This window comes from Brevibacterium metallidurans, assembly GCF_037101285.1.
In the GTDB taxonomy this organism is placed as follows: domain Bacteria; phylum Actinomycetota; class Actinomycetes; order Actinomycetales; family Brevibacteriaceae; genus Brevibacterium; species Brevibacterium metallidurans.
In genome coordinates, this window is record NZ_BAAAAF010000004.1 from 58626 (window position 1) to 79055 (window position 20430).

16 protein-coding genes and 1 CRISPR repeat array (1 of these 17 cut by a window edge) are annotated in these 20430 nt (G+C 68.8%); of the genes, 10 read left to right on the top strand and 6 right to left on the bottom strand.

Annotation, left to right across the window (positions count from 1 at the left end):
- Positions 1 to 48 precede the first annotated feature (48 nt).
- A complete protein-coding gene (locus tag AACX88_RS06790) occupies positions 49 to 909 on the bottom strand; it encodes a DsbA family protein (RefSeq protein ID WP_339392285.1) in 861 nt (286 codons plus the stop codon).
- Positions 910 to 1178: 269 nt separating this feature from the next.
- Positions 1179 to 3407 (bottom strand): serine/threonine-protein kinase, encoded by a 2229-nt coding sequence (locus tag AACX88_RS06795; protein ID WP_339392496.1) that lies wholly within the window; start codon positions 3405 to 3407, stop codon positions 1179 to 1181.
- Positions 3408 to 3472: 65 nt separating this feature from the next.
- Here AACX88_RS06795 and AACX88_RS06800 point away from each other — a divergent pair, with 65 nt between their 5' ends.
- On the top strand, positions 3473 to 5023 hold the full coding sequence (locus AACX88_RS06800) for an alpha,alpha-trehalose-phosphate synthase (UDP-forming) (RefSeq protein WP_339392286.1): 1551 nt from the start codon (positions 3473 to 3475) through the stop codon (positions 5021 to 5023).
- Positions 5024 to 5031: 8 nt separating this feature from the next.
- The gene (locus AACX88_RS06805; protein ID WP_339392287.1) at positions 5032 to 5970 is read left to right on the top strand and encodes a trehalose-phosphatase; all 939 of its coding nucleotides are present in this window, start codon (positions 5032 to 5034) and stop codon (positions 5968 to 5970) included.
- Between the two features lie 42 nt (positions 5971 to 6012).
- Here AACX88_RS06805 and AACX88_RS06810 read toward each other — a convergent pair whose 3' ends face one another.
- Both AACX88_RS06810 and AACX88_RS06815 read right to left on the bottom strand, forming a co-directional pair.
- A complete protein-coding gene (locus tag AACX88_RS06810; protein WP_339392288.1) occupies positions 6013 to 7053 on the bottom strand; it encodes a LacI family DNA-binding transcriptional regulator in 1041 nt (346 codons plus the stop codon).
- Positions 7053 to 8033 carry a LacI family DNA-binding transcriptional regulator gene (locus AACX88_RS06815; protein ID WP_339392289.1) on the bottom strand — a complete coding sequence of 327 codons (981 nt, stop codon included), beginning with the start codon at positions 8031 to 8033 and terminating at the stop codon, positions 7053 to 7055. The genes AACX88_RS06810 and AACX88_RS06815 overlap by 1 nt, the downstream gene beginning before the upstream one ends.
- 314 nt (positions 8034 to 8347) lie before the next feature.
- Between AACX88_RS06815 and AACX88_RS06820 the strand changes: the two genes are divergently transcribed.
- The 4 genes from AACX88_RS06820 (at position 8348) to AACX88_RS06835 (ending at position 13009) form a co-directional block, all read left to right on the top strand.
- Positions 8348 to 9055 (top strand): ABC transporter ATP-binding protein, encoded by a 708-nt coding sequence (locus AACX88_RS06820; RefSeq protein ID WP_339392291.1) that lies wholly within the window; start codon positions 8348 to 8350, stop codon positions 9053 to 9055.
- A 3-nt stretch (positions 9056 to 9058) separates the two neighbouring features.
- Positions 9059 to 10348, top strand: a complete 1290-nt coding sequence (locus AACX88_RS06825) for a DUF4032 domain-containing protein (protein WP_339392292.1) — start codon at positions 9059 to 9061, stop codon at positions 10346 to 10348.
- A gap of 207 nt (positions 10349 to 10555) precedes the next feature.
- Positions 10556 to 11419 (top strand): SDR family NAD(P)-dependent oxidoreductase, encoded by an 864-nt coding sequence (locus AACX88_RS06830; protein WP_339392293.1) that lies wholly within the window; start codon positions 10556 to 10558, stop codon positions 11417 to 11419.
- A 99-nt stretch (positions 11420 to 11518) separates the two neighbouring features.
- Positions 11519 to 13009 carry an amino acid permease gene (locus AACX88_RS06835; protein ID WP_339392294.1) on the top strand — a complete coding sequence of 497 codons (1491 nt, stop codon included), beginning with the start codon at positions 11519 to 11521 and terminating at the stop codon, positions 13007 to 13009.
- 158 nt (positions 13010 to 13167) lie between these two features.
- Here AACX88_RS06835 and rlmB read toward each other — a convergent pair whose 3' ends face one another.
- Together rlmB and cysS are read right to left on the bottom strand one after the other, a co-directional pair.
- The gene (gene rlmB / locus AACX88_RS06840; RefSeq protein WP_339392295.1) at positions 13168 to 14109 is read right to left on the bottom strand and encodes a 23S rRNA (guanosine(2251)-2'-O)-methyltransferase RlmB; all 942 of its coding nucleotides are present in this window, start codon (positions 14107 to 14109) and stop codon (positions 13168 to 13170) included.
- 56 nt (positions 14110 to 14165) lie between these two features.
- Positions 14166 to 15617, bottom strand: coding sequence for a cysteine--tRNA ligase (gene cysS / locus AACX88_RS06845; protein ID WP_339392296.1), 1452 nt, complete (start codon positions 15615 to 15617; stop codon positions 14166 to 14168).
- Between the two features lie 212 nt (positions 15618 to 15829).
- On the opposite strand from cysS, the gene AACX88_RS06850 reads away from it, so the two are divergent.
- The 4 genes from AACX88_RS06850 (at position 15830) to AACX88_RS06865 (ending at position 19719) form a co-directional block, all read left to right on the top strand.
- Positions 15830 to 17416 (top strand): sodium-dependent transporter, encoded by a 1587-nt coding sequence (locus AACX88_RS06850; RefSeq protein WP_339392297.1) that lies wholly within the window; start codon positions 15830 to 15832, stop codon positions 17414 to 17416.
- Positions 17416 to 17520 (top strand): methionine/alanine import family NSS transporter small subunit, encoded by a 105-nt coding sequence (locus AACX88_RS06855; protein WP_339392298.1) that lies wholly within the window; start codon positions 17416 to 17418, stop codon positions 17518 to 17520. Before AACX88_RS06850 ends, AACX88_RS06855 begins: the two co-directional genes overlap by 1 nt.
- A gap of 436 nt (positions 17521 to 17956) precedes the next feature.
- Positions 17957 to 19051, top strand: a complete 1095-nt coding sequence (locus tag AACX88_RS06860) for an S-(hydroxymethyl)mycothiol dehydrogenase (protein WP_339392299.1) — start codon at positions 17957 to 17959, stop codon at positions 19049 to 19051.
- Positions 19048 to 19719, top strand: coding sequence for an MBL fold metallo-hydrolase (locus AACX88_RS06865; RefSeq protein ID WP_339392300.1), 672 nt, complete (start codon positions 19048 to 19050; stop codon positions 19717 to 19719). Before AACX88_RS06860 ends, AACX88_RS06865 begins: the two co-directional genes overlap by 4 nt.
- A gap of 410 nt (positions 19720 to 20129) precedes the next feature.
- Positions 20130 to 20430: a CRISPR direct-repeat array (repeat unit 28 nt; unit sequence GTGCTCCCCGCGCTCGCGGGGATGATCC); it runs 6318 nt beyond the window's last position.

Here is a 20430-nt window from a genome sequence, read left to right on the forward strand (position 1 = left end):
TCAGCAAGCGCTCCGCTTCGACTCAGAGCCCCAGCTCAGTAGAGAACTTCAGTTCTTCACTTCGCCGGTGGCCTTGAGGATCTCGAGCGCCAGCGCCTGGGCGTCGCCGGTCTGCTCGGTCTTCTTGCCGTTGATGAGCACCCACGGGGTCGCTTCGACACCCGAGTCCAGGGCTTCCTGAGTGGTGTTGGTGATGTACTTCTTGAACGTCTGGTCGGCGACACAGCTCGCGACCGTCTGCTCCGGATCGGACTTGAGCGGCTTCGACGTGTCGATGCCCGCGTCCGTGGCGACCTTGAGCAGCTCGGCATCGGTGCGTCCGCTCGTGCCCTCCTCGGGCTGCTGCGCGAACATCGCCTCGACGAGCGCCTCGGTCTTCTCCGGCTGGGAGTCGACGACGCAGGAGACGAGGTTGGCCGACCGGGTCGAGTACTCGTTGCCGTTGGAGAACCGGTCGAGGATCGCGATCGGCTTGTACTCTATGACGATCGTGCCCTCTTCGACGAGCTTGTCGAGCGTCGTGTTGTTCGTGTCCTCGAAGGCCTTGCAGGCCGGGCACTGGAAGTCGAGGAAGACGGTGACGGTGGCGGCGTTCTCCTTCACCCCTGCCTCGGCGGGGGTCGGCAGGGAGGACTCCTCGCCCTTGGGCATGTTCATCGGCTGGACGACCGCACCGCCCTTGGCCAGGCTGACACCGCCTGCGACGTAGTTCGCCGGCGGGGTCGCGGGCTTGGCCGACTGGACGACGAGGAGGGTGACGATGACGGCGACCGCAACGACGACCACACCGATTCCCGAGTAGAGGATGACCTTGGCGGTCTTCTCCTTCTTCGCCTGGGCTGCTGCGATCTGGCGGGCGTTCTCGCGTGCCCGATTCCGTTTCTGCTCCGCGGAGTTGTCTTTCGCCATTGTTCCTCACGTTGTCGATCGTCCGACTGGGGGTGCGGTCCCCGTCGGCGCGAACCGACATCAGACCCGTCGGGCGCATGACTGTCCCGACGCTCCCACTGTACCGAAACCGCATGTCACGCGACTCCCAGATAAATTCAAGGTTCAATCATCGGGATCGGCCCACCCGCGGTGCGTCATCCGTGTGATCATCGCCCCCGCCGAGGCGGTCCTCGGTGAGACCCGGCCGTGCACTCCCACTGCAGCCGGGACGGACGTTGAGTGAGTTCTCAGACGGGGCCAGGCAGCCATTCGAACGGGCTGACCGGCAGCGGCCACCAGTTCATGCCCGCCCCCGAGGTGATGACCATGAGCGCGAGCACGATGAGGACGGCGAGGACGCCGAGCGCGATGAGCCGACCCAGACCGTTGCGGGTGGCTCCGGTGACGATGAGCCGCGATCCGTACCGCAGGCTCGCAGCGCCGGGTCCCACCCAGAGCACGAGGGCCCCGGCCGCGGCCGCCGTCCACACCGACCACTGCTCGGAGAGGTCGCCGGGGACGATGTCGGCGACGTCGAGGCGGGTGAGCACGAGCATCGCGATGCCGGCCACGGCGGGCAGGAGGAACGTCGCGATCGAGGTGAGCACCGAGGCGATGAGTGCGGCCGGCGCCGAGGCGACCGACCGGAGGGTGCCCCCGCCGTCGTCGCCGCGTTCGTAGCGGTAGCGCTGGACCGTGCGATCGAGCCGGGTGGCCGTGCGGGCGAGCACCGACCAGACGAAGGCGAAGCCGGTGATGACGAGCGGGCTGAGTGGCGTGATGACGACGGCGAAGACGACGAGCGCGAAGACAACCCACCCGCCGGTGCGGATCGACCGGTACGTCAGGGGTGCCCACTGCTCATTCGGCGCGGTCCCCTGCGGGGCACCCGACTGCCCGGGCCAACCTGGGTGACCGCCCGCCGGCGCACCGGTGCCCGCCGCGGCGTCGCCGGGGCCATTGCCGCGCGAGCCGAGGTCGGCGCCGGCCATGGGTGAGCCGGGTGCCGAGCGGATCGCTCCGTTCGGGTTGTGCACGGGTCCTGCGGTCGCCTGGCGCATCGCCGGGTCGAATCCCGGCTGGCCCGCCATGGGCCGTCCCTGGTGGAGCGAGGTCGGACGCATGGCCGTCTGCCCGGCCGGTCCGAAGCGCTGTCCCTGCGGAGCCTGGCCGTGGGTCGTGGGTCCCGGCTGCTGGCCGGGCTGACCCGGACCGAGCATCTGCCCCGGCGCCTGCCCGAGCATCTGTCCCGATGCCTGTCCCGGCCCCTGACCAGGTGTCTGCCCCGACGGGTACGGATTCGCCTGCGCGTACTGATTCGGCTGCGCATACGGATTCGCCTGGGCGTAGCCGACACCCTGACGGGTCGGCAGATGAGAGCCCTGACCGGCGGAGGCACGAGGGGCACCCGCGGCATTCCCTGCCATCCCGGCACCGGCACTGCCGGCCGCGGACGCTGCGGCACCGCCGAGGGCCGCGCCGCCGGCTGCGACCCCGCCGACGGCACCGGCGACCCCGGCAGCACCCATGCCGCCGCGCGGGTCGTGGCCGGGGTATCCGCCGCGGGGTGCGCCGCGCCCGTCGGCCGTGTCACCGTTTCCGGGAGACGCAGTCCGCGCCTCGTCGACGGCGGGCATGACCGCGGTGCGCTGGACGCCGGCGGCCGAGCCCGAACCGAGTTGCGGCATCCGCCCGGACTCGATGTCGACGAGGGCGTCGAGGATCATCTGCCCGCTCGGGCGCCTCTCCGGCTTCGGGTCGAGGCAGGCCTTGAGCAGGGGAACGAAGCCGGCGGGAGCACCGGAGAGGTCGTACTTGCCCAACGCCACCCGGCCGAGTACCGCCTCGAGGGGACCCGCGCCGTAGGGGTTGCGGCCCGTGGCCGCGAACGCCATCGTCGCAGCCCAGCCCCACCAGTCGGTCTTCTCCGAGGACGACTTGCCGTCGGCGATCTCGGGCGACAGGTACCCGGGGGTGCCCATGACGAGCCCGGTGGCGGTCACGCGCACCTCGTCGGCGACCTGGGCGATGCCGAAGTCGATGACCATCGGCTCGCCGTCCATGATCATGACGTTCGCGGGCTTGAGGTCACGGTGTATGACACCGGAATCGTGGACGGCGCCGAGGGCGTCGAGAAGGGCATGGCCGAAGTGGACGAGCTCATCCTCGGCGAAGGGACCGTTGTCCCGGACGTCATCGGACAGGGTCTGCCCGTCGACGAACTCGGTGATGATGAAGGGCTGCGCGGAGTCGAGTTCGGCGTCGAGCACCTCGGCGATGCGGGGATGGCGGATGCGACGCAGCGTCCGCACCTCCCGGGCCAGGCGTTTGCGGGCGGTCTCGTCGCCGGCGATGTGCGGATGGAGGACCTTGACGGCGACAGGATTGTTGCCGCCGTCGACACCGAGGTAGACGACACCCATGCCGCCCGAGCCGAGCTCCTCGATGAGGCGGTAGCCTCCCAGATCCTGAACCATCACGGTCACAAGGGTAGTCGAGCGAGTAGAGTTCGTTCCAAGCCACGACACATGAGGAGGCGCAGATGAGCATCGTCGACGCCGCTGGATCCGAGTCTGCGGGAACCTATGGCGACAGCGATTTCGTCGTCGTCGCGAACCGGCTGCCCGTCGATCGCGACGCATCCGACCCGGAGCAGGAATGGCGCACCTCACCTGGAGGTTTGGTCACCGCAGTCGCCCCTGTCATGAAGGCGCAGGAGGGCGCGTGGATCGGCTGGACCGGTGTCGCCGACGTCGACTTCGAGCCCTTCACCATCGACGGTATGCACCTCATCCCCGTGACCCTGACAAATGAGGATGTCCTCAGGTACTACGAAGGGTTTTCCAACGCCACCCTGTGGCCTCTCTACCACGACGTCATCGCCCCGCCTGAGTACCACCGGACATGGTGGGAGGCGTATGTGCGGGTCAATGAGCGCTTCGCGGCCAAGGTCGCCGAGGTGGCCGCCGAGTCCGCGACCGTGTGGGTCCACGACTACCAGCTCCAGCTCGTCCCGCAGCTGCTGCGCCGGATGCGCCCGGACCTGAGGATCGGCTTCTTCAACCACATCCCGTTCCCGCCGTTCGAGCTCTTCGCCCAGCTGCCGTGGCGTGACGAGATCCTCCGCGGCCTCCTCGGCGCCGACCTCATCGGCTTCCAGCGTCCCGCCGATGCCGCGAACTTCCGGCGGGCCGTGCGCGGGCGCCTGGGCTACCAGACGAAGGGCTCGACGGTCACGGTTCCGGAGAGCGGCGACCTCCCGGGCCATTCGGTGCGCGCCGAGGCGTTCCCCATCTCCATCGACACCCCCTACCTCGAGGAGCTCGCGGCGGATCCGGCGATCATCGAACGCGCCGCGCAGATCCGGGAGGAGGTCGGCAACCCGAAGGTCATCATGCTCGGCGTCGACCGGATGGATTACACGAAGGGCATCCGCCACCGTCTCAAGGCCTTCGGCGAGCTGCTGGCCGAAGGCAGGCTCAACGTCGAGGACATCGTCCTCATCCAGATCGCCACGCCCTCGCGGGAGCGGCTCGAGCAGTACAAGATCATCCGCCACGACGTCGAGCTCGCGGTCGGTCGGATCAACGGCGAACAGGCCGACATCGGGTCGATCGCCGTCCACTACCTCCACCACTCGTACCCGCGTGATGAGATGACCGCGTTCTTCATCGCCGCCGACGTCATGCTCGTCACCGCCCTGCGCGACGGGATGAATCTCGTGGCCAAGGAGTACGTCGCGTGCCGACTCCACGACGACGGGGCGCTCGTGCTCTCCGAGTTCGCCGGGGCCGCCGAACAGCTCGCCGGCGCAGTCCTGGTCAACCCCCACGACATCGGCAACCTCAAGGCCGGGATCCTCGAGGCCGTCCAGATGGACCCGAAGACCCGCGCCCGCAGGATGCGGCAGATGCGCAAGAAGGTGCGCACGGACACCGTGAGCGCATGGTCGAAGCGGTTCCTCAGCGAACTCGATGCGATCCGCGACTCCCCCGAGGCGGTCGTCCCCGACCCGCCCGCGACCCCCGGTCGACCCGCCGCCCAGCCCGCGCAGACTCAGCAGACCGTTCCCGAAACCCGTTCAGCGACCTAGGAGCCGCCGTGACCTCGGAGTCGACCTCGATGCCGCCTGCCGTTTCCGATTCCCTCACCCCCGCCCTCAGCGATCCGGCCGAGATCGACCTGCGCCCCCTCGCCGAGGCGGACGTCCTCCTCGTCGCCCTCGACTTCGACGGGGTGCTCGCACCCCTCCAGGACGATCCGACGACCAGTCGCATCGTGCCCGCCTCCGCCGAGGCGATCGCCCGTCTCGCTGCGCTGCCTGACACCCAGCTCGCCCTCGTCTCCGGCCGGGACGTCACGACCCTGCGGGGGCTCGCCGACCCTCCCGAGTCGGCGATGATCGTCGGCTCCCACGGTGCGGAGATCGACCTCGGCCCGGCAGCCGACTCCACGGCTTCCGACGCCGACAGCGGCGGCGAGGACGCGGCCGACGCGGACACCTCCGACGCCGGCACCGATGCCCCGGCCCCGAACGCCCTGACGAACGACGAGGATGCGCTGCTCTCAGCGATCGACGACCACCTCGGCGAACTCAGCCGGCTGAGCGAACGCGACGGCTTCGACCTGCGCATCGAGTACAAGCCCTACTCGCGCACCGTGCACACCCGGGGCATGGCACCGGGGCTCGCCGCCTCGCTGCGTGAGCACGTCGTCTCCGTCCAGGCCGAACACGGCGGCATCCGCGTCATCGAAGGCCACGACATCACCGAACTCGCCGTGAGCCAGGCGACGAAGGGCACGGGGATGCGGGCGCTCGTCACCGCGGTCGACCCGAGCGCGGCGCTCTACCTGGGCGACGACATCACCGACGAGGACGCGTTCGCCGAACTCGCGCAGCTGAGCCCCGAACTCACCGGGGTGGGGATCAAGGTCGGCTCGGCGCCCACGCAGGCCGAGCTGCGCATCGCCGACCCCGAGGCCGTCGCAGTCCTCCTCACCCGCCTCGCCGAGGAGAGGGCCGCGTTCACCGGCGCCTGAGCCTGAGGCCACACACCGCCCGAGCCCGCGCCGCCGTTGCACCTACCGGCGCTGCGGGGGCACCGCACTCGCCCGCAGGACGAGATCGGGAGTGACCGAGTAGTCGACGCGGGGCGCCGGTGCGGGGGACGCGATCATCGCCTCCACCTCGTCGAGCGCGGACGCCGCGATCGTCTCCCAGTCGTAGCTGACCTGGGACAGGGGCGGGGCGATGACATCGGCATCGGGCATATCACCGACGGTGAGCAGCGAGAGGTCCCGGGGCACGTCGAGGCGAGCGCGCGCCGCCGCTTCGAGGATGCCGAAGGACAGCGAGGGCGCGCACGCGATGACGGCCGTGCAGCCGAGCCCGAGCAGCTCCTCGGCTGCGGCCACCCCTGCCATCGGGCCGCCGGCGGCCTCGACGACGGGCGCCTGATCGCGGGTCGCGGGAATGTGGAGGACACTGGCCATCGACTTCCGGAAGCCGGCGATGCGCGCGGCCGCGGCGGTGTCGCGGAGGACGGCGAGGCCGATGCGGCGATGACCCAAGTGGACGAGATGCTGGACGGCGGTGGCGATGCCGTCGGACGCGTCGAGGACGATGCGGGAGATGCCGTCGTCGTGGCGGGCGTTCGAGACCCGGATGAGCGGGAGGCCGCGCTCGGACAGTCTGCCCGCGAGCGCTCCCGCCGCCCCGCCGCCGAGGACGATCGCCCCGCTCACCCGCAGACCCGTCGCCGGGCTTCCGGCCGGGCCGAGGAGGGAGTCGGCGAGCGCCTCGGTGCGTTCGAGTTCGGCCTCGACGTGGACGACGGCGATGCCCTGGGCGAACATCCGGGTCGTGAGGATCTCGAACAGGTGCGTGTACGGGTCGACGTTGCCCGCCGGCGCCGAGGGCCGGACGAGAGCGATGAGGGGAACGGCCCCCTCCTCCGCGCGCGGGGTCTCGACGCCGAGGACGGACAGCGCCTGGCGCACCTTCGACGCCGAGGCGGCCGAGACCGCATCCGGGTCCCGCAGGGCCCGCGAGGCCGTGGCCGTCGAGACCCCCGCGAGCTTCGCGATGTCGGCCAGGCGCACCTGCTTCGATTCGGCGTCCATCACTGCCTCGCCGCCGCGGTCGAACCCCGTGCGTAGAGGCGGGGCCGGAAGACCGGGGGCACGGACGGCAGCCCGGTCGGGGTGATCTTCAGCGTGGCGAGGGTCGCGTCGATGAGCGCCTGCGAGAGACCGTCGACGTCGATGCCGAGCACCGTCGCGGGCGGCCCGGTGAACCGCATCGTCGGGGAGTCCCCGAAGCCGACGAGCGACATGTCGCGCGGCACCTGGAGGTGCCGGTTGCGCAGGCCGTGGAGTGCTCCGTGGAGTTGGAGGGCGGATTGGACGATGACGGCCGTGCACGTCGCGTCCTTGAGTTCGAGGACGGCACGCGAACCGCCGGAGAACGACTTCGGCACCGGCGCGATCCAGTCCTCGAGCGGCAGTCCGTAGGAGCGTGCCGGATGTTCGGCGAGGAACCGCTGGATCAGCTGCGTGGCGAGCTCCCCGGTGTCGTTGCAGATCAGCCCGATGCGGCGGTGGCCGATCGCACGGAGATGCTCGAAGGCCGTCGTCATCCCCCCGCCGAGGTCGAGGCGGGCGGCGATGAGGTCCCCGGTGCCGCCGTCGGTGCGGCTCGCCGACTGCTCGTCGACGCGGATGCACGGGATCGCGGTGTCGAGCGCGGTCAGGGTCGGGGTGACGAGCGCGACGGCACCGGCCTCGATCGCGATGTCCAGCGGGGCCGCATCCGTCTCGACGGGCGGGCGGGTGATGAGCAGTCCGTGATCCTGCAGGGCCGTCGCCACGCGGGTGCACACCTGGGTCTGCCAGTACTCCGGGTTGCCGGGGGCGCTGACGGCGACGAGACGCCGCGGCGCTTCGGGCAGCAGGGTCGACCGGGAGTAGCCGAGTTCGTCGATCGCGTCGAGCACGGCGAGGCGGGTCGTCTCGGCGACGGCTCCGCGGCGGCCGATGACCCGTGAGACGGTCGCCAGGGACACGCCTGCCCGGGCGGCGACCTCCTCCAGCGTGACCCTCATGTCCCCGAGTCTACTTTCGACTGCCCGTCCCGCTCTCGGGCCGGGCGGGCGGGGCTCACCCGGCCACCGCGTGAGGGTACGGGAGTCGGGGTCGGTCGTCCGCCTCGGCGGGGATCCTGCACAGCCGTCACTCAGCTCGAACGGACCGCGCTGTCACAGTGGCCCGACCGCCCTGTCACAGTGCTGAGAATCACTCTACGCTGTGTAAAACTCCCTATCTCCGGCCGCCGGGAACCGCATAGGATGAAGGAGTCTGAGCATCCGCGCAGGTCACCGACGACCAGCTGCTCACAGCCGACGGAGAAGGAGCTGACATGTCAACAGTGTCGTTGAATGGCCTCAGCCACGCGTACGAGAACACGGTGTCCCCCTCGGTCCATCCGTTCAACCTCTTCATCGACGACGGCGAGTTCCTCGTCCTCTACGGCCCCTCCGGGTCGGGCAAGTCGACGATCCTGCGCATGCTCCACGGACTCGAGGCCCCGAAGACCGGGTCGATCCTCATCGACGGACTCGACGTCACGCACGCCGCCGTCAACGACCGCGACGTCACCCTGGCACTCGAGTCCTACGCCCTCTACCCGCACATGAGCGTGCGCGACAACCTCGGATTCGCCCTGCGCATCGACGGCCTGCCCGCCGAGGAGATCGCCGCCCGGGTCGAATCCGTGGCCGAGAAGATCGGACTGAGCGCGATCCTCGACGCAGTCCCCGGCGACCTCTCCCCCTTGCAGCGGCAGACCATCGCCCTGGCCCGGGCGATCGTGCGCCAGCCCAAGGTCCTCATCATGGACGAACCCATCGTCAACCTCGTCCCCGAGCACCAGGCCGACACCGTCCGCCTCATCAAGGACCTCCAGCAGGACTTCGGCCTGACCACCCTGTACGCGACCGCGAACCTCGCCGATGCGAAGGTCCTCGCCGACCGCATCGCCTTCCTCGACCACGGCCGACTCATCGGGGTCGAGGAGCCGGAGGTCGCCGAGGCGCTCGTCGCCTCGATCGCCGACCCGGACGTCTGAGCCGTGCCGGCCTCCGCAGGGGCCGAGACCACCGCCTCGGGCCCCACGATCCACACCGTCGACCCCGCCGATCATGCGATGTTGGCGCAGCTGCCGTGGGAGCTGCCGCTCGCGGACTGGCCGACCGACCTCATGGGCGGACTCCCCCGCGGCATATCCCGCCACATCGTCCGGTTCATCGAGAACGGCGACGAACTGCTCGCGATCAAGGAGACCGAGGACCGGCAGGCCCTGCGGGAGTTCGACATCCTCGGCGTGCTCGAGAACCTCGATGTGCCCAGCGTCGAACCCCGCGCGTACATCACGGGCCGGCGGAATGCCGACGGTGAGGAGCTGCCGGGAGCGCTCGTGACCACGCACCTCGACTTCTCCCTGCCCTACCGCGCGCTGTTCTCCCGGGCGCTGGCCGAGGACACGGCCGGTCGCCTCGTCGATGCGCTCGCGGTGCTGCTGGCCCGCCTCCACCTCGTCGGCTTCTACTGGGGTGATGTGTCCCTGTCGAACACGCTCTTCCGCCGCGACGCCGACGCCTATGCCGCCTATGTCGTCGATGCCGAGACCGGGGAGCTGCACGACCGGCTCTCCGCCGGGCAGCGGGAGATGGACCTGCGGATCGCGCGGACGAACATCGCCGGGGACTTCCTCGACCTTCAGGCCGCCGGTCTCGTCGAGTCCTCCGTCGACCCGCTCGCCGCCGGCGACCGGCTCTTCGAGGCCTACAACGGCCTGTGGGCCGAGCTCACCCGGGTCGAGGAGTTCTCCGTCAACGAACGCTGGCGCATCGACGAGCGGATCCGCCGCCTCAACGACCTCGGCTTCGACCTCGGCGAACTCACGGTCACGACCGACCTCGACGGGGTCAGCCTCCTCGTCGAACCGAAGGTCGTCGAACCCAACCACCATTCGCGCAGGCTGCTGCGCCTGACCGGGATCGGGGCGAACGAGAACCAGGCCAGGGCGATGCTCAACGACCTCGACTCGTATCGCACGGCGCCCGGGTTCACCGGCGGGGCCCACGGGTCCGGTGAGATGCCGGCGGAGCTGAGCGAGGAGGAGGCCGCGCGGATCTGGCTCGACGAGGTCTACAAACCGCTCATCGGCGCGATCCCCGGCAGTCTGATGAACAAGCTCGAACCGGGGCAGATCTTCTACGAGTTCGCCGAGCACCGTCGCGTCATGGCGCAGGCGAGGCAGCGCGACATTCCGCTGCGGGAGGCGATCGCGTACTTCATCATGGACGACCTCGCGAACCTGCCCGACGAATCCCGGTACGTCCAACCCCCGCCGAGGTGACCGTCGGGTGGGTGCGTCTGCGCGCTTGCGGGGGCGGGTCCGGGCGGGGGCCGGGCACGCGGATTCCACGACGTGGACGCGGGTGGCCGGGCCGCCTCGGCGGGCATAGCTTGGCCTGACCACCCGTGATTTCGGTGCTCGGATCTGCAACGATGCAGCGCGCACCCTGTTTCGCCCGGCCATGACGGCCGGAAGGAAGGACGTCCCATGCCGACGAACGCCGACAATCCCTCGATCCCCGGCCTCTTCGACCTCTCCGGGCGGACCGCGGTCGTCGTCGGGGCCGGATCGGGACTCGGGCAGGCGAGCGCGCTCGGCCTCGCCGACGCCGGGGCCCACGTCGTCGCCGCCGACCTCAACGCCGCCGGCGCCGAGGAGACCGTCCGCCTCATCGCCGCCCGGGCAGGAGGCTCGGACGTCGGGACCACCTCGGCGAACGATGGCGCCCACGGTCGGCACGAACGCGCGGAGCCGGCGGAGGCGGCCGTCCTCGACATCACGGACACGGACTCGGTCAGCGCCCTCGTCGCCGCCCACCCCGGCGCCGAGATCCTCGTCGTCACCCCCGGGGCCAACGTGCGCAAACGCCTGACCACGACGACCGACGACGAGTTCGACCGGGTCATCGACATCAACCTCAAGGGCACGTACCGGCTCATGCGCGGATTCGGTGCGGCGATGGCCGAACGCGGTCGCGGCTCGATCGTCACCTTCGCGTCCTTCCGCGCGATCACCGTCGAACCCGGGCAGGGTCTCTACGCGGCGGCGAAAGCCGGGGTCGTCCAGCTGACGAAGACCCTCGCGAGCGAACTCGGACCGGACGGGGTGCGGGTCAACGCGATCCTCCCCGGTCCCTTCGACACACCGCTGACCCAGCAGATCAAGGCCGATGAGCGGTGGTGGGACGCGTATGCGGACAAGACGGCGCTCGGCCGGTGGGGTCGACTCCACGAGATCGCCGGTCCGGTGCTCTTCCTCGCCTCCCCCGCCTCGGCGTACGTCACGGGCAGCTCCCTGCTCGTCGACGGCGGCTGGATGGCCCACGACGGACGGTTCACACCCGAGGTGTGAGGGTCTGGCCTGGAGGTTCGACGCGTGCGCCCATGAGCCGGGCGGGGCAGAGGGGACCTGCGTGACGGAGGTCTCCCGGGACCATGTGACAATGGCTCAATGAGTTCTCCGCAGACTACGCCTGCACCACCGTCGGGGCAGCGCCCAGGAATCGTCCGTCAGCTCGGACGCCGCAAGTCGATCACCAGCATGATCAAGGACACCGAGGACGCGAATTCGCAGGAGCTGCGGCGCACCTTCGGCATCTTCCAGCTCACCATGATCAGCGTCGGCGCCACCCTCGGCACGGGAATCCTCGTCATCCTCGGCGAGGCCGTGCCGATCGCGGGACCCGGCGTGTGGATCGCGTTCATCCTCGCCGGCATCACCGCCCTGCTCTCGGCGGTCAGCTATGCGGAGATGGCGGGCATGGTGCCGGTGTCCGGTTCGAGCTACTCGTACACGTATGCGACCCTCGGTGAGGGCGTGGCCTGGGTCTGCGGCTGGTGCCTCGTCCTCGAATACGCGGTCTCCGTGGCCGCAGTGGCCGTCGGTGCCGCCGACTACGTCAACGAGACCCTGCGGATCTTCGGCGTCGAACTGCCTCCCGCGCTGGCCTCGGGTCCCGACCAGCCCGGCGGGGTCATCAACCTCTCGGCGCTCATCGTCGTGGCGCTCGCGACGATCCTCCTCATGCGGGGGGCGAAGGAGTCCGGTGTCGTCAACACGGTCATCGTCTTCGTCAAGATCGGCATCCTCGTCTTCTTCTCGATCGTCGCGTTCACGGCGTTCAAGGCCGGCAACTTCGAACCGCTCCTGCCGATGGGCGCCGCCGGTGTCACGGCGGCCGCCTCGATCGTCTTCTTCTCCTACATCGGCTTCGACGCCGCCTCGACGGCAGGCGAGGAGGCGAAGAACCCCAAGCGGGATCTGCCGCGGGCGATCATCCTCTCGATGGTCATCGTCACCTCGATGTACGTCCTCGTCGCGGTCACCGCAGTCGGGGCCAAGAACTGGGAGTGGTTCGGCCTCGAGACGACCACGGCGCCGCTCGTCCAGATCGTCCACGAGATCACGCAGTCGAACTTCGCGGTCTTCCTCTTCGCGGCCTCCTCGGTGCTCGCGATCTTCTCCGTGGTCATCACGGTCCTCTACGGCCAGTCGCGCATCCTGCTCACCATGTCGCGTGACGGCATGGTGCCGCGCTTCTTCGGCGTCGTCTCCCCGCGCACGGGAACCCCGCTCATCGGCACCCTGGTCACCGGGACCCTCGTGGCGATCACGGCCGCACTCATCCCGCTCGGCGAGCTCGCGAACGCGACGAGCATCGGCACGCTCTTCGCGTTCTGCCTCGTCAACGTCGCCGTCATCTACCTGCGCGTGACGAAGCCGGAGCTCGAGCGCTCCTTCAAGGCGCCGCTCGGGTACACGATCCCCATCCTCGGCGCACTGGCGTGTGCGTTCCTCATGCTCAACCTCAGCGGGATCACCTGGGCGGTCTTCGGGATCTGGATGCTCGTCGGCGTCCTCATCTACTTCGCCTACAGTCGTCGCCACTCACGCGTGGGCACGATGAGCGACGCTGACTACCGCACGAGCCTCAGCGCCTGAGCGCACTGCCGCCTGAGCGCACTGCTGGCCGGCGGCGACCCTGTTGCCGCCGGGCCGGCCGGCGAGTCAGCGCCGCCGACATTCACTTCCAGCAACCCAGAGGGCGCTGAGCCACCCTGCGCAGGGTGGCTCAGCGCCCTCTGGGTTGCTGGGATGGATCACCCGCGGCGGGCGCGGGCGACCTCGTAGAGGCTCACGGCCGCGGCGATGCCGGCGTTGAGCGACTCGGTGGTGGCGGCGATCGGGATCGAGACGATCTGGTCGCACTTGTCGGCGATGAGGCGGGAGAGTCCCTTGCCCTCGGAGCCGACGACGATGCACAGCGGGTCAGTGGTGAAGCTCAGCTCCGGCAGGTCGACGTCGCCGTCCATGTCGAGGCCGACGACGAAGACGCCCTGCTTCTTCAGCTCGTCGATCGCGCGGGCGAGGTTGACGACCTGGGCGACCTTGATCCGCGAGGCGGCACCGGCCGAGGTCTTCCAGGCCGCAGCCGTCATCGACGCGGCACGACGTTCGGGGATGATCACCCCGTGTCCGCCGAAGGCCGCGACCGAACGGACGATGGCGCCGAGGTTGCGCGGGTCGGTCACCCCGTCGAGGGCGACGATGAGCGGGGTCTCGGCCCGTTCGGCCGCGAACTCGAGGAGGTCGCGCGGGTCGGCGTACTCGTACGGTGGGATCTGCAGGGCGATGCCCTGGTGGATCGCATCGTCGGTGAGCCGGTCGAGGTCCGAGCGGCTGGCCTCGAGCATCGCGATGCCGCGACCGGCGGCCAGCGCGATGGCCTCCTTGACCCGGTCGTCGGAGTCGATGCGGCTGGCCACGTAGAGTGCGGTCGCCGGCACCTCTTCGCGCAGCGCTTCGAGCACGGAGTTGCGCCCGGCGACCATGTTCGGGCCGAGCTCCTTCTTCTTCCGCTTCGCCTGCGCCGAGGCGTTCGCGGCCCTCTTCGCCTGCGCGGCCTTGTGCGCCTTGTGGTAGACGCGGTCCTCGGCCTTGGGCGTCGGTCCCTTGCCCTGGAGCCCGCGGCGGTTCTTGCCGCCCGACCCCTTGGGCGGGCCCTTCTTCTTCGACCCGCCGGAGCGTGGATTCGATGCCATGTCAGTCCTCTTGGTTCGTCGGTGCTGCCGTCAGTGTCCCGATGCGTCGGGCAGGGTCAGCTGTTCTTGAGATGGTAGCGGTAGCTGTCGGCGGTGTCCTCGATCGCGATGCCGGCGGCGGCGAGTTCGTCGCGGATCGCATCTGCGGTCGCGTAGTCCTTCTCCGCCTTCGCCGTGATCCGCTTGCGCGCAAGGTCCCCGACGAGGGCGTCGAGGGCGGCCGCGGCAGGTGCGTCGTCCTCGCCGCTGCCCCACACCTCGGCGCTGGGATTGACGCCGAGGATGTCGAGCATGAGCTCCACCTCGGCGACGATCCGGGCCAGGCCCGGCTTGTCCGCACCGGAGTCGAGGAGCTTCGCGCCCTCGGTGACGCGGGCGAAGACGACGGAGAGGGCACGGGGCACACCGAGGTCGTCGTCGAGGGCCGCCGCGAACTCGACGGGCACGTCGACGCTGCGGTCGGCGTAGGCGGATTCGACGTTCGGCAGGGCCGGGGCGTCCTCGCCGAGCGCCTGTCGGGCACGGTCGAGGAAGTTCGAGAGACGCTCGAGTGACGCGGTCTGGCGCTCCATCGCCTCGGGCGAGTACTCGAGCACCGAACGGTAGCCAGCGCTCGTGAGGAAGTAGCGGACGGCGATGGGGCTGAACTGCGCGAACAGGTCGGAGGCGAAGATCGAGTTGCCGAGCGACTTCGACATCTTGTCGCCGCCGACGTTGAGCAGACCCGAGTGCATCCAGATGTTCGTGAACGCGTCACCGGCCGCACGCGACTGCGCGAGTTCGTTCTCGTGGTGCGGGAAGCGCAGGTCGAGGCCGCCGCCGTGGATGTCGAAGTGCGGGCCCAGGTACTTCGTCGACATCGCCGAGCATTCGATGTGCCAGCCCGGTCGGCCGCGTCCCCACGGGGACGGCCACGAGGCGCTCTCCGGTTCGCCGGGCTTGTGGGCCTTCCACAGCGCGAAGTCCCTGGGGTCCTTCTTCCCCCGCATGTCCGAGTCCTCGGCCGGCTCCATGTCGTCGAGGCGCTGGTTCGTCAGCTCCCCGTAGTCCGGCCACGAGGTCGTCGAGAAGTACACGTCACCGCTGCCGTCGAGGGCAGGGTAGGCGTGACCGGCATCGATGAGACGCTCGATGAGTTCGTGCATCTCCGTGATGTGGCCGGTCGCGCGCGGTTCGTAGCTCGGCGGGAGCACGGCGAGTGCGTCGTAGGCCGCGGTGAAGGCGCGTTCGTAGAGGAACGCGTGTTCGAACCACGAACGACCCTCCTCGACGGACTTCGAGAGGATCTTGTCGTCGATGTCGGTGACGTTGCGGATGAGGGTGACGGAGTAGCCGCGGTAGAGCAGCCAGCGGCGCAGCACATCGAAGACCGAAGCCGAGCGCAGGTGCCCGATGTGCGGCTGACCCTGCACGGTGGCGCCGCAGACATAGATCCCGACGTGGCCGTCGACGACGGGTCGGAGGTCTTCGGTGGTCCGGGAGGCGGTGTTGTACAGAGCAATAGTCACCCGCCCAAGTCTACCGGCCATCCCCGCCGAGGTGGTCCTGGTCAGGTGCCCGATCCCGGGTCCGTATGACGATGATCGAATCGGTGCCGAATTGTGACCCACGACACGTGATGCGGAGCACTGTTCCCAAACAACTCCCAGTAAGCTGGTGGGCAATCATCCGCATCCATGTGGCACCGACGCCCATGTGCGGCGTGAAACGAAAGGTCATCATGTCAACATCCACACCCCAGAGGGAGGTCTTCGCCACCCGCGGCGCGTTCATCTTCGCGGCCATCGGTTCGGCTGTCGGCCTCGGCAACATCTGGCGCTTCCCGTATGTCACGTATGAGAACGGCGGCGGCGCCTTCATCATCCCCTACCTCGTCGCACTGCTGACCGCGGGTATCCCGCTGCTCTTCTTCGACTACGCGATGGGTCACCGTTCGCGGGGTTCGGCTCCGCTGGCCTTCCGCATGGCGACGAAGGTCGCTGAGCCCATCGGCTGGTTCCAGACGGGTGTCGCCGTCGTCATCGCCATCTACTATGCGGCGATCATCGGCTGGGCCGGCGCATACATGTTCTTCTCGCTCAACCAGGCGTGGGGAGACGATGCGGAGACGTACTTCTTCGGCAGCTTCCTCAAGATGGGCGACCCCGGGGTCTCCATGGAGTTCGTGCCGACCATCCTCCTGCTCGTCATCGCCGTCTGGGTGATCACTCTCGCGGTGCTCCTCCTCGGCGTCCAGGACGGCATCGCGCGCTTCTCGAAGATCTTCATCCCGCTGCTCATCGTCCTCTTCCTCGCCCTCGTCATCCGGGCGCTGTTCCTGCCCGGTGCGGCCGAGGGCCTCAACGCCCTCTTCACACCGGACTTCTCAGCACTGGCGAACCCGGCGGTGTGGATCGCGGCCTACGGCCAGATCTTCTTCTCGCTCTCGATCGCGTTCGGCATCATGATCACCTACGCGTCGTACCTCAAGCGGAAGACGAACCTCACCGGTTCGGGTCTCGTCGTCGCGTTCTCGAACTCCGGTTTCGAGATCCTCGCCGGCATCGGCGTCTTCGCGGCACTCGGCTTCATGGCCGCGGCGCAGGGCGCGCAGGTCTCCGACGTCGCGACCAGCGGCATCGGCCTGGCCTTCGTCGCCTTCCCGACGCTGATCTCCGAGATGCCCGGCGGCGGGCTCTTCGGGTTCGCGTTCTTCGCGTGCCTCGTCTTCGCGGGTCTGACCTCGCTCATCTCGATCGTTCAGGTGCCCATCCAGGCGCTGCGTGAGAAGTTCGGGGTCGGGAACAAGGCCTCGGTCCTCCTCGTCGGCGGTGTCATGGCGATCGTCTCGATCCTGCTCATGTCGACGGTCACCGCGCTCTATGTGCTCGACACGATGGATGCCTTCGCGAACAACATCGGCATCGTCGGTGCCGCCGTCGTCGGCCTCATCGTCGTCGGCTGGTTCGCCCGTCAGCTGCCGGTGCTCCGGGATCATCTCAACGCGATCTCGAGCTTCAAGGTGGGCTGGTTCTGGATGATCATCCTCGGCGGAGTCACCACTCTGGTGCTCCTCTACATGCTCATCGTCCAGATCATCACGTATGCGAACGAGGGCTACGGCGAGTACCCGGCGACGCTCATCGGCGTCTTCGGCTGGGGCATGATCGGTCTGCTCATCGTCATCTCGATCGTCCTCTCGCTCATCAAGTGGCCCAGGCGCACACTTGAGGCGGCCGACGAGGCGATCGCCGATTCCGTTGCCGAAGAGATCAAGCGTCCCACCGGGCGCCACGCAGCGGACGAGACCACGCAGGGAGGGAACTGATGGGAACTTCAGCCATCGTCATGATGATCATCGCCATGGTCACGGTCTGGGGCGGTCTGGCAGCCGCGATCGTGCATCTGCGCAAGCACCCGGATCAGGAGTGATCTCCTGATCCTCGCGGCAGTGGTCGTCGCACCTGTGGTCGTCGCACCAGTGGTCGTCGCACCAGTGGTCCTCGACCCACAGTGACCGCGAGGAAGAAGTCCGAGCGCGGTGCACATGTCCTGCGCACCGGGACTTCTTGACAGCGTTCAGGCGGGGCGTCTCCTTCGGGAGGCGCCCCGCTTCGCTGTCCGCGGACGACTCAGCGGTCGCGCGACGCCCGGTGCCGCCTCGGCGACGGACGACAACCCATCCCCACCCCGGTCCGCACCCGTCGCGAACCCTCCCCCACCTCGGCGATTCGGCACCGGCCGCACGCCATCCGGACGTGCTGGTCGCGGGTGGGGATGCGTGGTTAGGGTGGGAAGCGTACGAACAGTCCATCGGCACGTGTCGCAGCGTCGCTGTCGTCGCCGCCGATCTCCCCTAGGAGGCGCAATGCCACAGACCGTCAAGGGCGTCATCGCACGGAGCAAGGGTGCCCCCGTCGAGCTCACCGACATCGTCATTCCCGACCCCGGTCCCGGCGAGGTCGTCGTCGACGTCCAGTCGTGCGGGGTCTGCCACACGGACTTCCACTACCGTGAGGGCGGGATCTCGGATGACTTCCCGTTCCTCTTGGGCCATGAGTCGGCCGGTGTCGTCGCCGAGGTGGGCGAGGGGGTGACGAACGTGAAGGTCGGCGATTTCGTCATCCTCAACTGGCGTGCGGTGTGCGGCGAATGTCGGGCGTGCAAGCGCGGTGAGCCGTGGTACTGCTTCAATACGCACAATGCCGAGCAGAAGATGACGCTCACCGACGGCACGGAGCTCACTCCGGCGCTCGGCATCGGGTCGTTCGCGGAGAAGACGCTCGTCGCTGCCGGACAGTGCACGAAGGTCGACGAGTCGGATCCGGCGGTCGTCGGGCTGCTCGGGTGCGGCATCATGGCCGGCATCGGTGCGGCCATCAACACCGGTGAGGTCACCCGCGGGAAGTCCGTGGCGGTCATCGGCTGCGGCGGTGTCGGCTGCGCCGCGATCGCCGGGTCGCGTCTGGCAGGTGCTGGGACGATCATCGCCCTCGACATCGACGACCGGAAGCTTGCGTGGGCGAAGGACCTCGGGGCGACCGAGACGGTGAACACGCGGGGCATGAGCGAGGACGAGGTCGTCGCCGCGATCCAGGAGCGCACGAACGGGTTCGGCGCCGATGTCGTCATCGACGCGGTGGGTCGGCCCGAGACGTGGCGGCAGGCGTTCTACGGCCGTGATCTCGCCGGCACCGTCGTCCTCGTCGGTGTGCCGACTCCGGAGATGGAGCTGAGCGTGCCGCTGCTCGACGTCTTCGGTCGCGGTGGGAGGCTCAAGTCGTCGTGGTACGGCGACTGCCTGCCCGAACGGGACTTCCCGATGCTCGTCGACCTCTACGAGCAGGGGCGCCTGCCGTTGGAGAAGTTCGTCACCGAGCGCATCGGCATCGGCGACGTCGAGGAGGCATTCGCGAAGATGGGCAGGGGCGAGGTTCTGCGGTCGGTGGTGGTGTTCCCGTGACCGCGATCGAGCATGTCGTGACCTCCGGGACGTTCTCGCTCGACGGCGGGACCTGGGATGTCGACAACAATGTGTGGATCGTCGGGGATGACTCGGAGGTCATCGTCATCGATCCGGCCCATGATGTCGATGCCATCGCCGAGGCGGTCGGTGCGAGAGAGGTCAAGGCCGTTCTCCTCACCCACGGTCACGACGATCATGTGGGTGTCGTCCGTGAGTTCGCGCAGCGCGTGGGCAACCCGACGGTGTATCTCAACCCCGATGACTACGTGCTCTGGGACATGACCTACGACGACTACCGGCCCGAAGGCCAGATCGCCGACGGGGACACGTGGAGCGTCGGCGGGGTGACGATCCGCGCCCTGCACACCCCGGGCCACTCCCCCGGGTCGACGAGCTTCTTCATCGAGACCGGGATGCCGGTGCCCGCCTCGGCGGGAGCGGGAGCAGCCGTCGGTCCGGTGCTCTTCTCCGGGGACACCCTCTTCAACGGTGGACCCGGGGCGACGGGCCGCTCGCATTCAAGTTTCGAGACGATCATCGAGTCGATCAGGGACCGCCTGTTCACCCTGCCCGACCCGACGGTCGTCCTCACCGGCCACGGCGACGCGACGTCGATCGAGGCGGAGAAGCCGAGCCTCGAGGAGTGGATCAAACGGGGGTCCTGAGGCGGCTGGTTTGGAGCTCTCCTCGCTGACGCATGCGGCGCCTCAACGCTCGATGTCAGGTGTTGAGGCGCCGCGTTCATCCCCGCTGAGGCGGGGAAAAAGGTCGACTGTCGGCCACAGCCAACTTCTAACTCGGGTCATCCCGGCGTCAACATGCCGGGAAAGCGATTCGCGCTACGCCGAGTCCGCCACGCAGTCTACTCTCCGCGAAACGTCGTCGAACTCTCTGACCATCATTGGCGCGTCAAGCACAGGGCGGACGGCAGTCGTAGGTCTGATTTCGTCGACCATGATGTGAACGGAACGAGGCACAGGCGCAGCCGAAATCGCTGATGGCATTGCAATGTCGGGCCCGTTCAAAACTCATGGAAGTAGCTCGACACGGGTAAGATTATTGCAGATCAGCAAGTGTGCTCCCCGCGCTCGCGGGGATGATCCCAGCTCAGTGTCCTCAACGTCAAGATCCCGGGGGTGCTCCCCGCGCTCGCGGGGATGATCCGATCCCCAGCTTGATCGGCTGGGGGTCTTTGAAGTGCTCCCCGCGCTCGCGGGGATGATCCGAGGTGCGAGAACCGCCCCACGCACCCGCCGCCGTGCTCCCCGCGCTCGCGGGGATGATCCGGCCATGCAGGCAATCTCGTTGCTCGCGACGACGTGCTCCCCGCGCTCGCGGGGATGATCCCCGGTGGGCGTCCAGGTCGACGCTGAGGT

Excerpts from the sequence above, each read along its gene's own strand:
- AACX88_RS06855 (WP_339392298.1), top strand. The coding sequence starts at position 17,416 with ATGGGAACTTCAGCCATCGTCATGATGATCATCGCCATGGTCACGGTC.
- AACX88_RS06790 (WP_339392285.1), bottom strand. The coding sequence starts at position 909 with ATGGCGAAAGACAACTCCGCGGAGCAGAAACGGAATCGGGCACGCGAG.
- rlmB (WP_339392295.1), bottom strand. The coding sequence starts at position 14,109 with ATGGCATCGAATCCACGCTCCGGCGGGTCGAAGAAGAAGGGCCCGCCC.
- AACX88_RS06835 (WP_339392294.1), top strand. The coding sequence starts at position 11,519 with ATGAGTTCTCCGCAGACTACGCCTGCACCACCGTCGGGGCAGCGCCCA.
- AACX88_RS06820 (WP_339392291.1), top strand. The coding sequence starts at position 8,348 with ATGTCAACAGTGTCGTTGAATGGCCTCAGCCACGCGTACGAGAACACG.
- AACX88_RS06830 (WP_339392293.1), top strand. The coding sequence starts at position 10,556 with ATGCCGACGAACGCCGACAATCCCTCGATCCCCGGCCTCTTCGACCTC.
- AACX88_RS06810 (WP_339392288.1), bottom strand. The coding sequence starts at position 7,053 with ATGGACGCCGAATCGAAGCAGGTGCGCCTGGCCGACATCGCGAAGCTC.
- AACX88_RS06795 (WP_339392496.1), bottom strand. The coding sequence starts at position 3,407 with ATGGTTCAGGATCTGGGAGGCTACCGCCTCATCGAGGAGCTCGGCTCG.
- AACX88_RS06800 (WP_339392286.1), top strand. The coding sequence starts at position 3,473 with ATGAGCATCGTCGACGCCGCTGGATCCGAGTCTGCGGGAACCTATGGC.
- AACX88_RS06850 (WP_339392297.1), top strand. The coding sequence starts at position 15,830 with ATGTCAACATCCACACCCCAGAGGGAGGTCTTCGCCACCCGCGGCGCG.
- AACX88_RS06860 (WP_339392299.1), top strand. The coding sequence starts at position 17,957 with ATGCCACAGACCGTCAAGGGCGTCATCGCACGGAGCAAGGGTGCCCCC.
- AACX88_RS06815 (WP_339392289.1), bottom strand. The coding sequence starts at position 8,033 with ATGAGGGTCACGCTGGAGGAGGTCGCCGCCCGGGCAGGCGTGTCCCTG.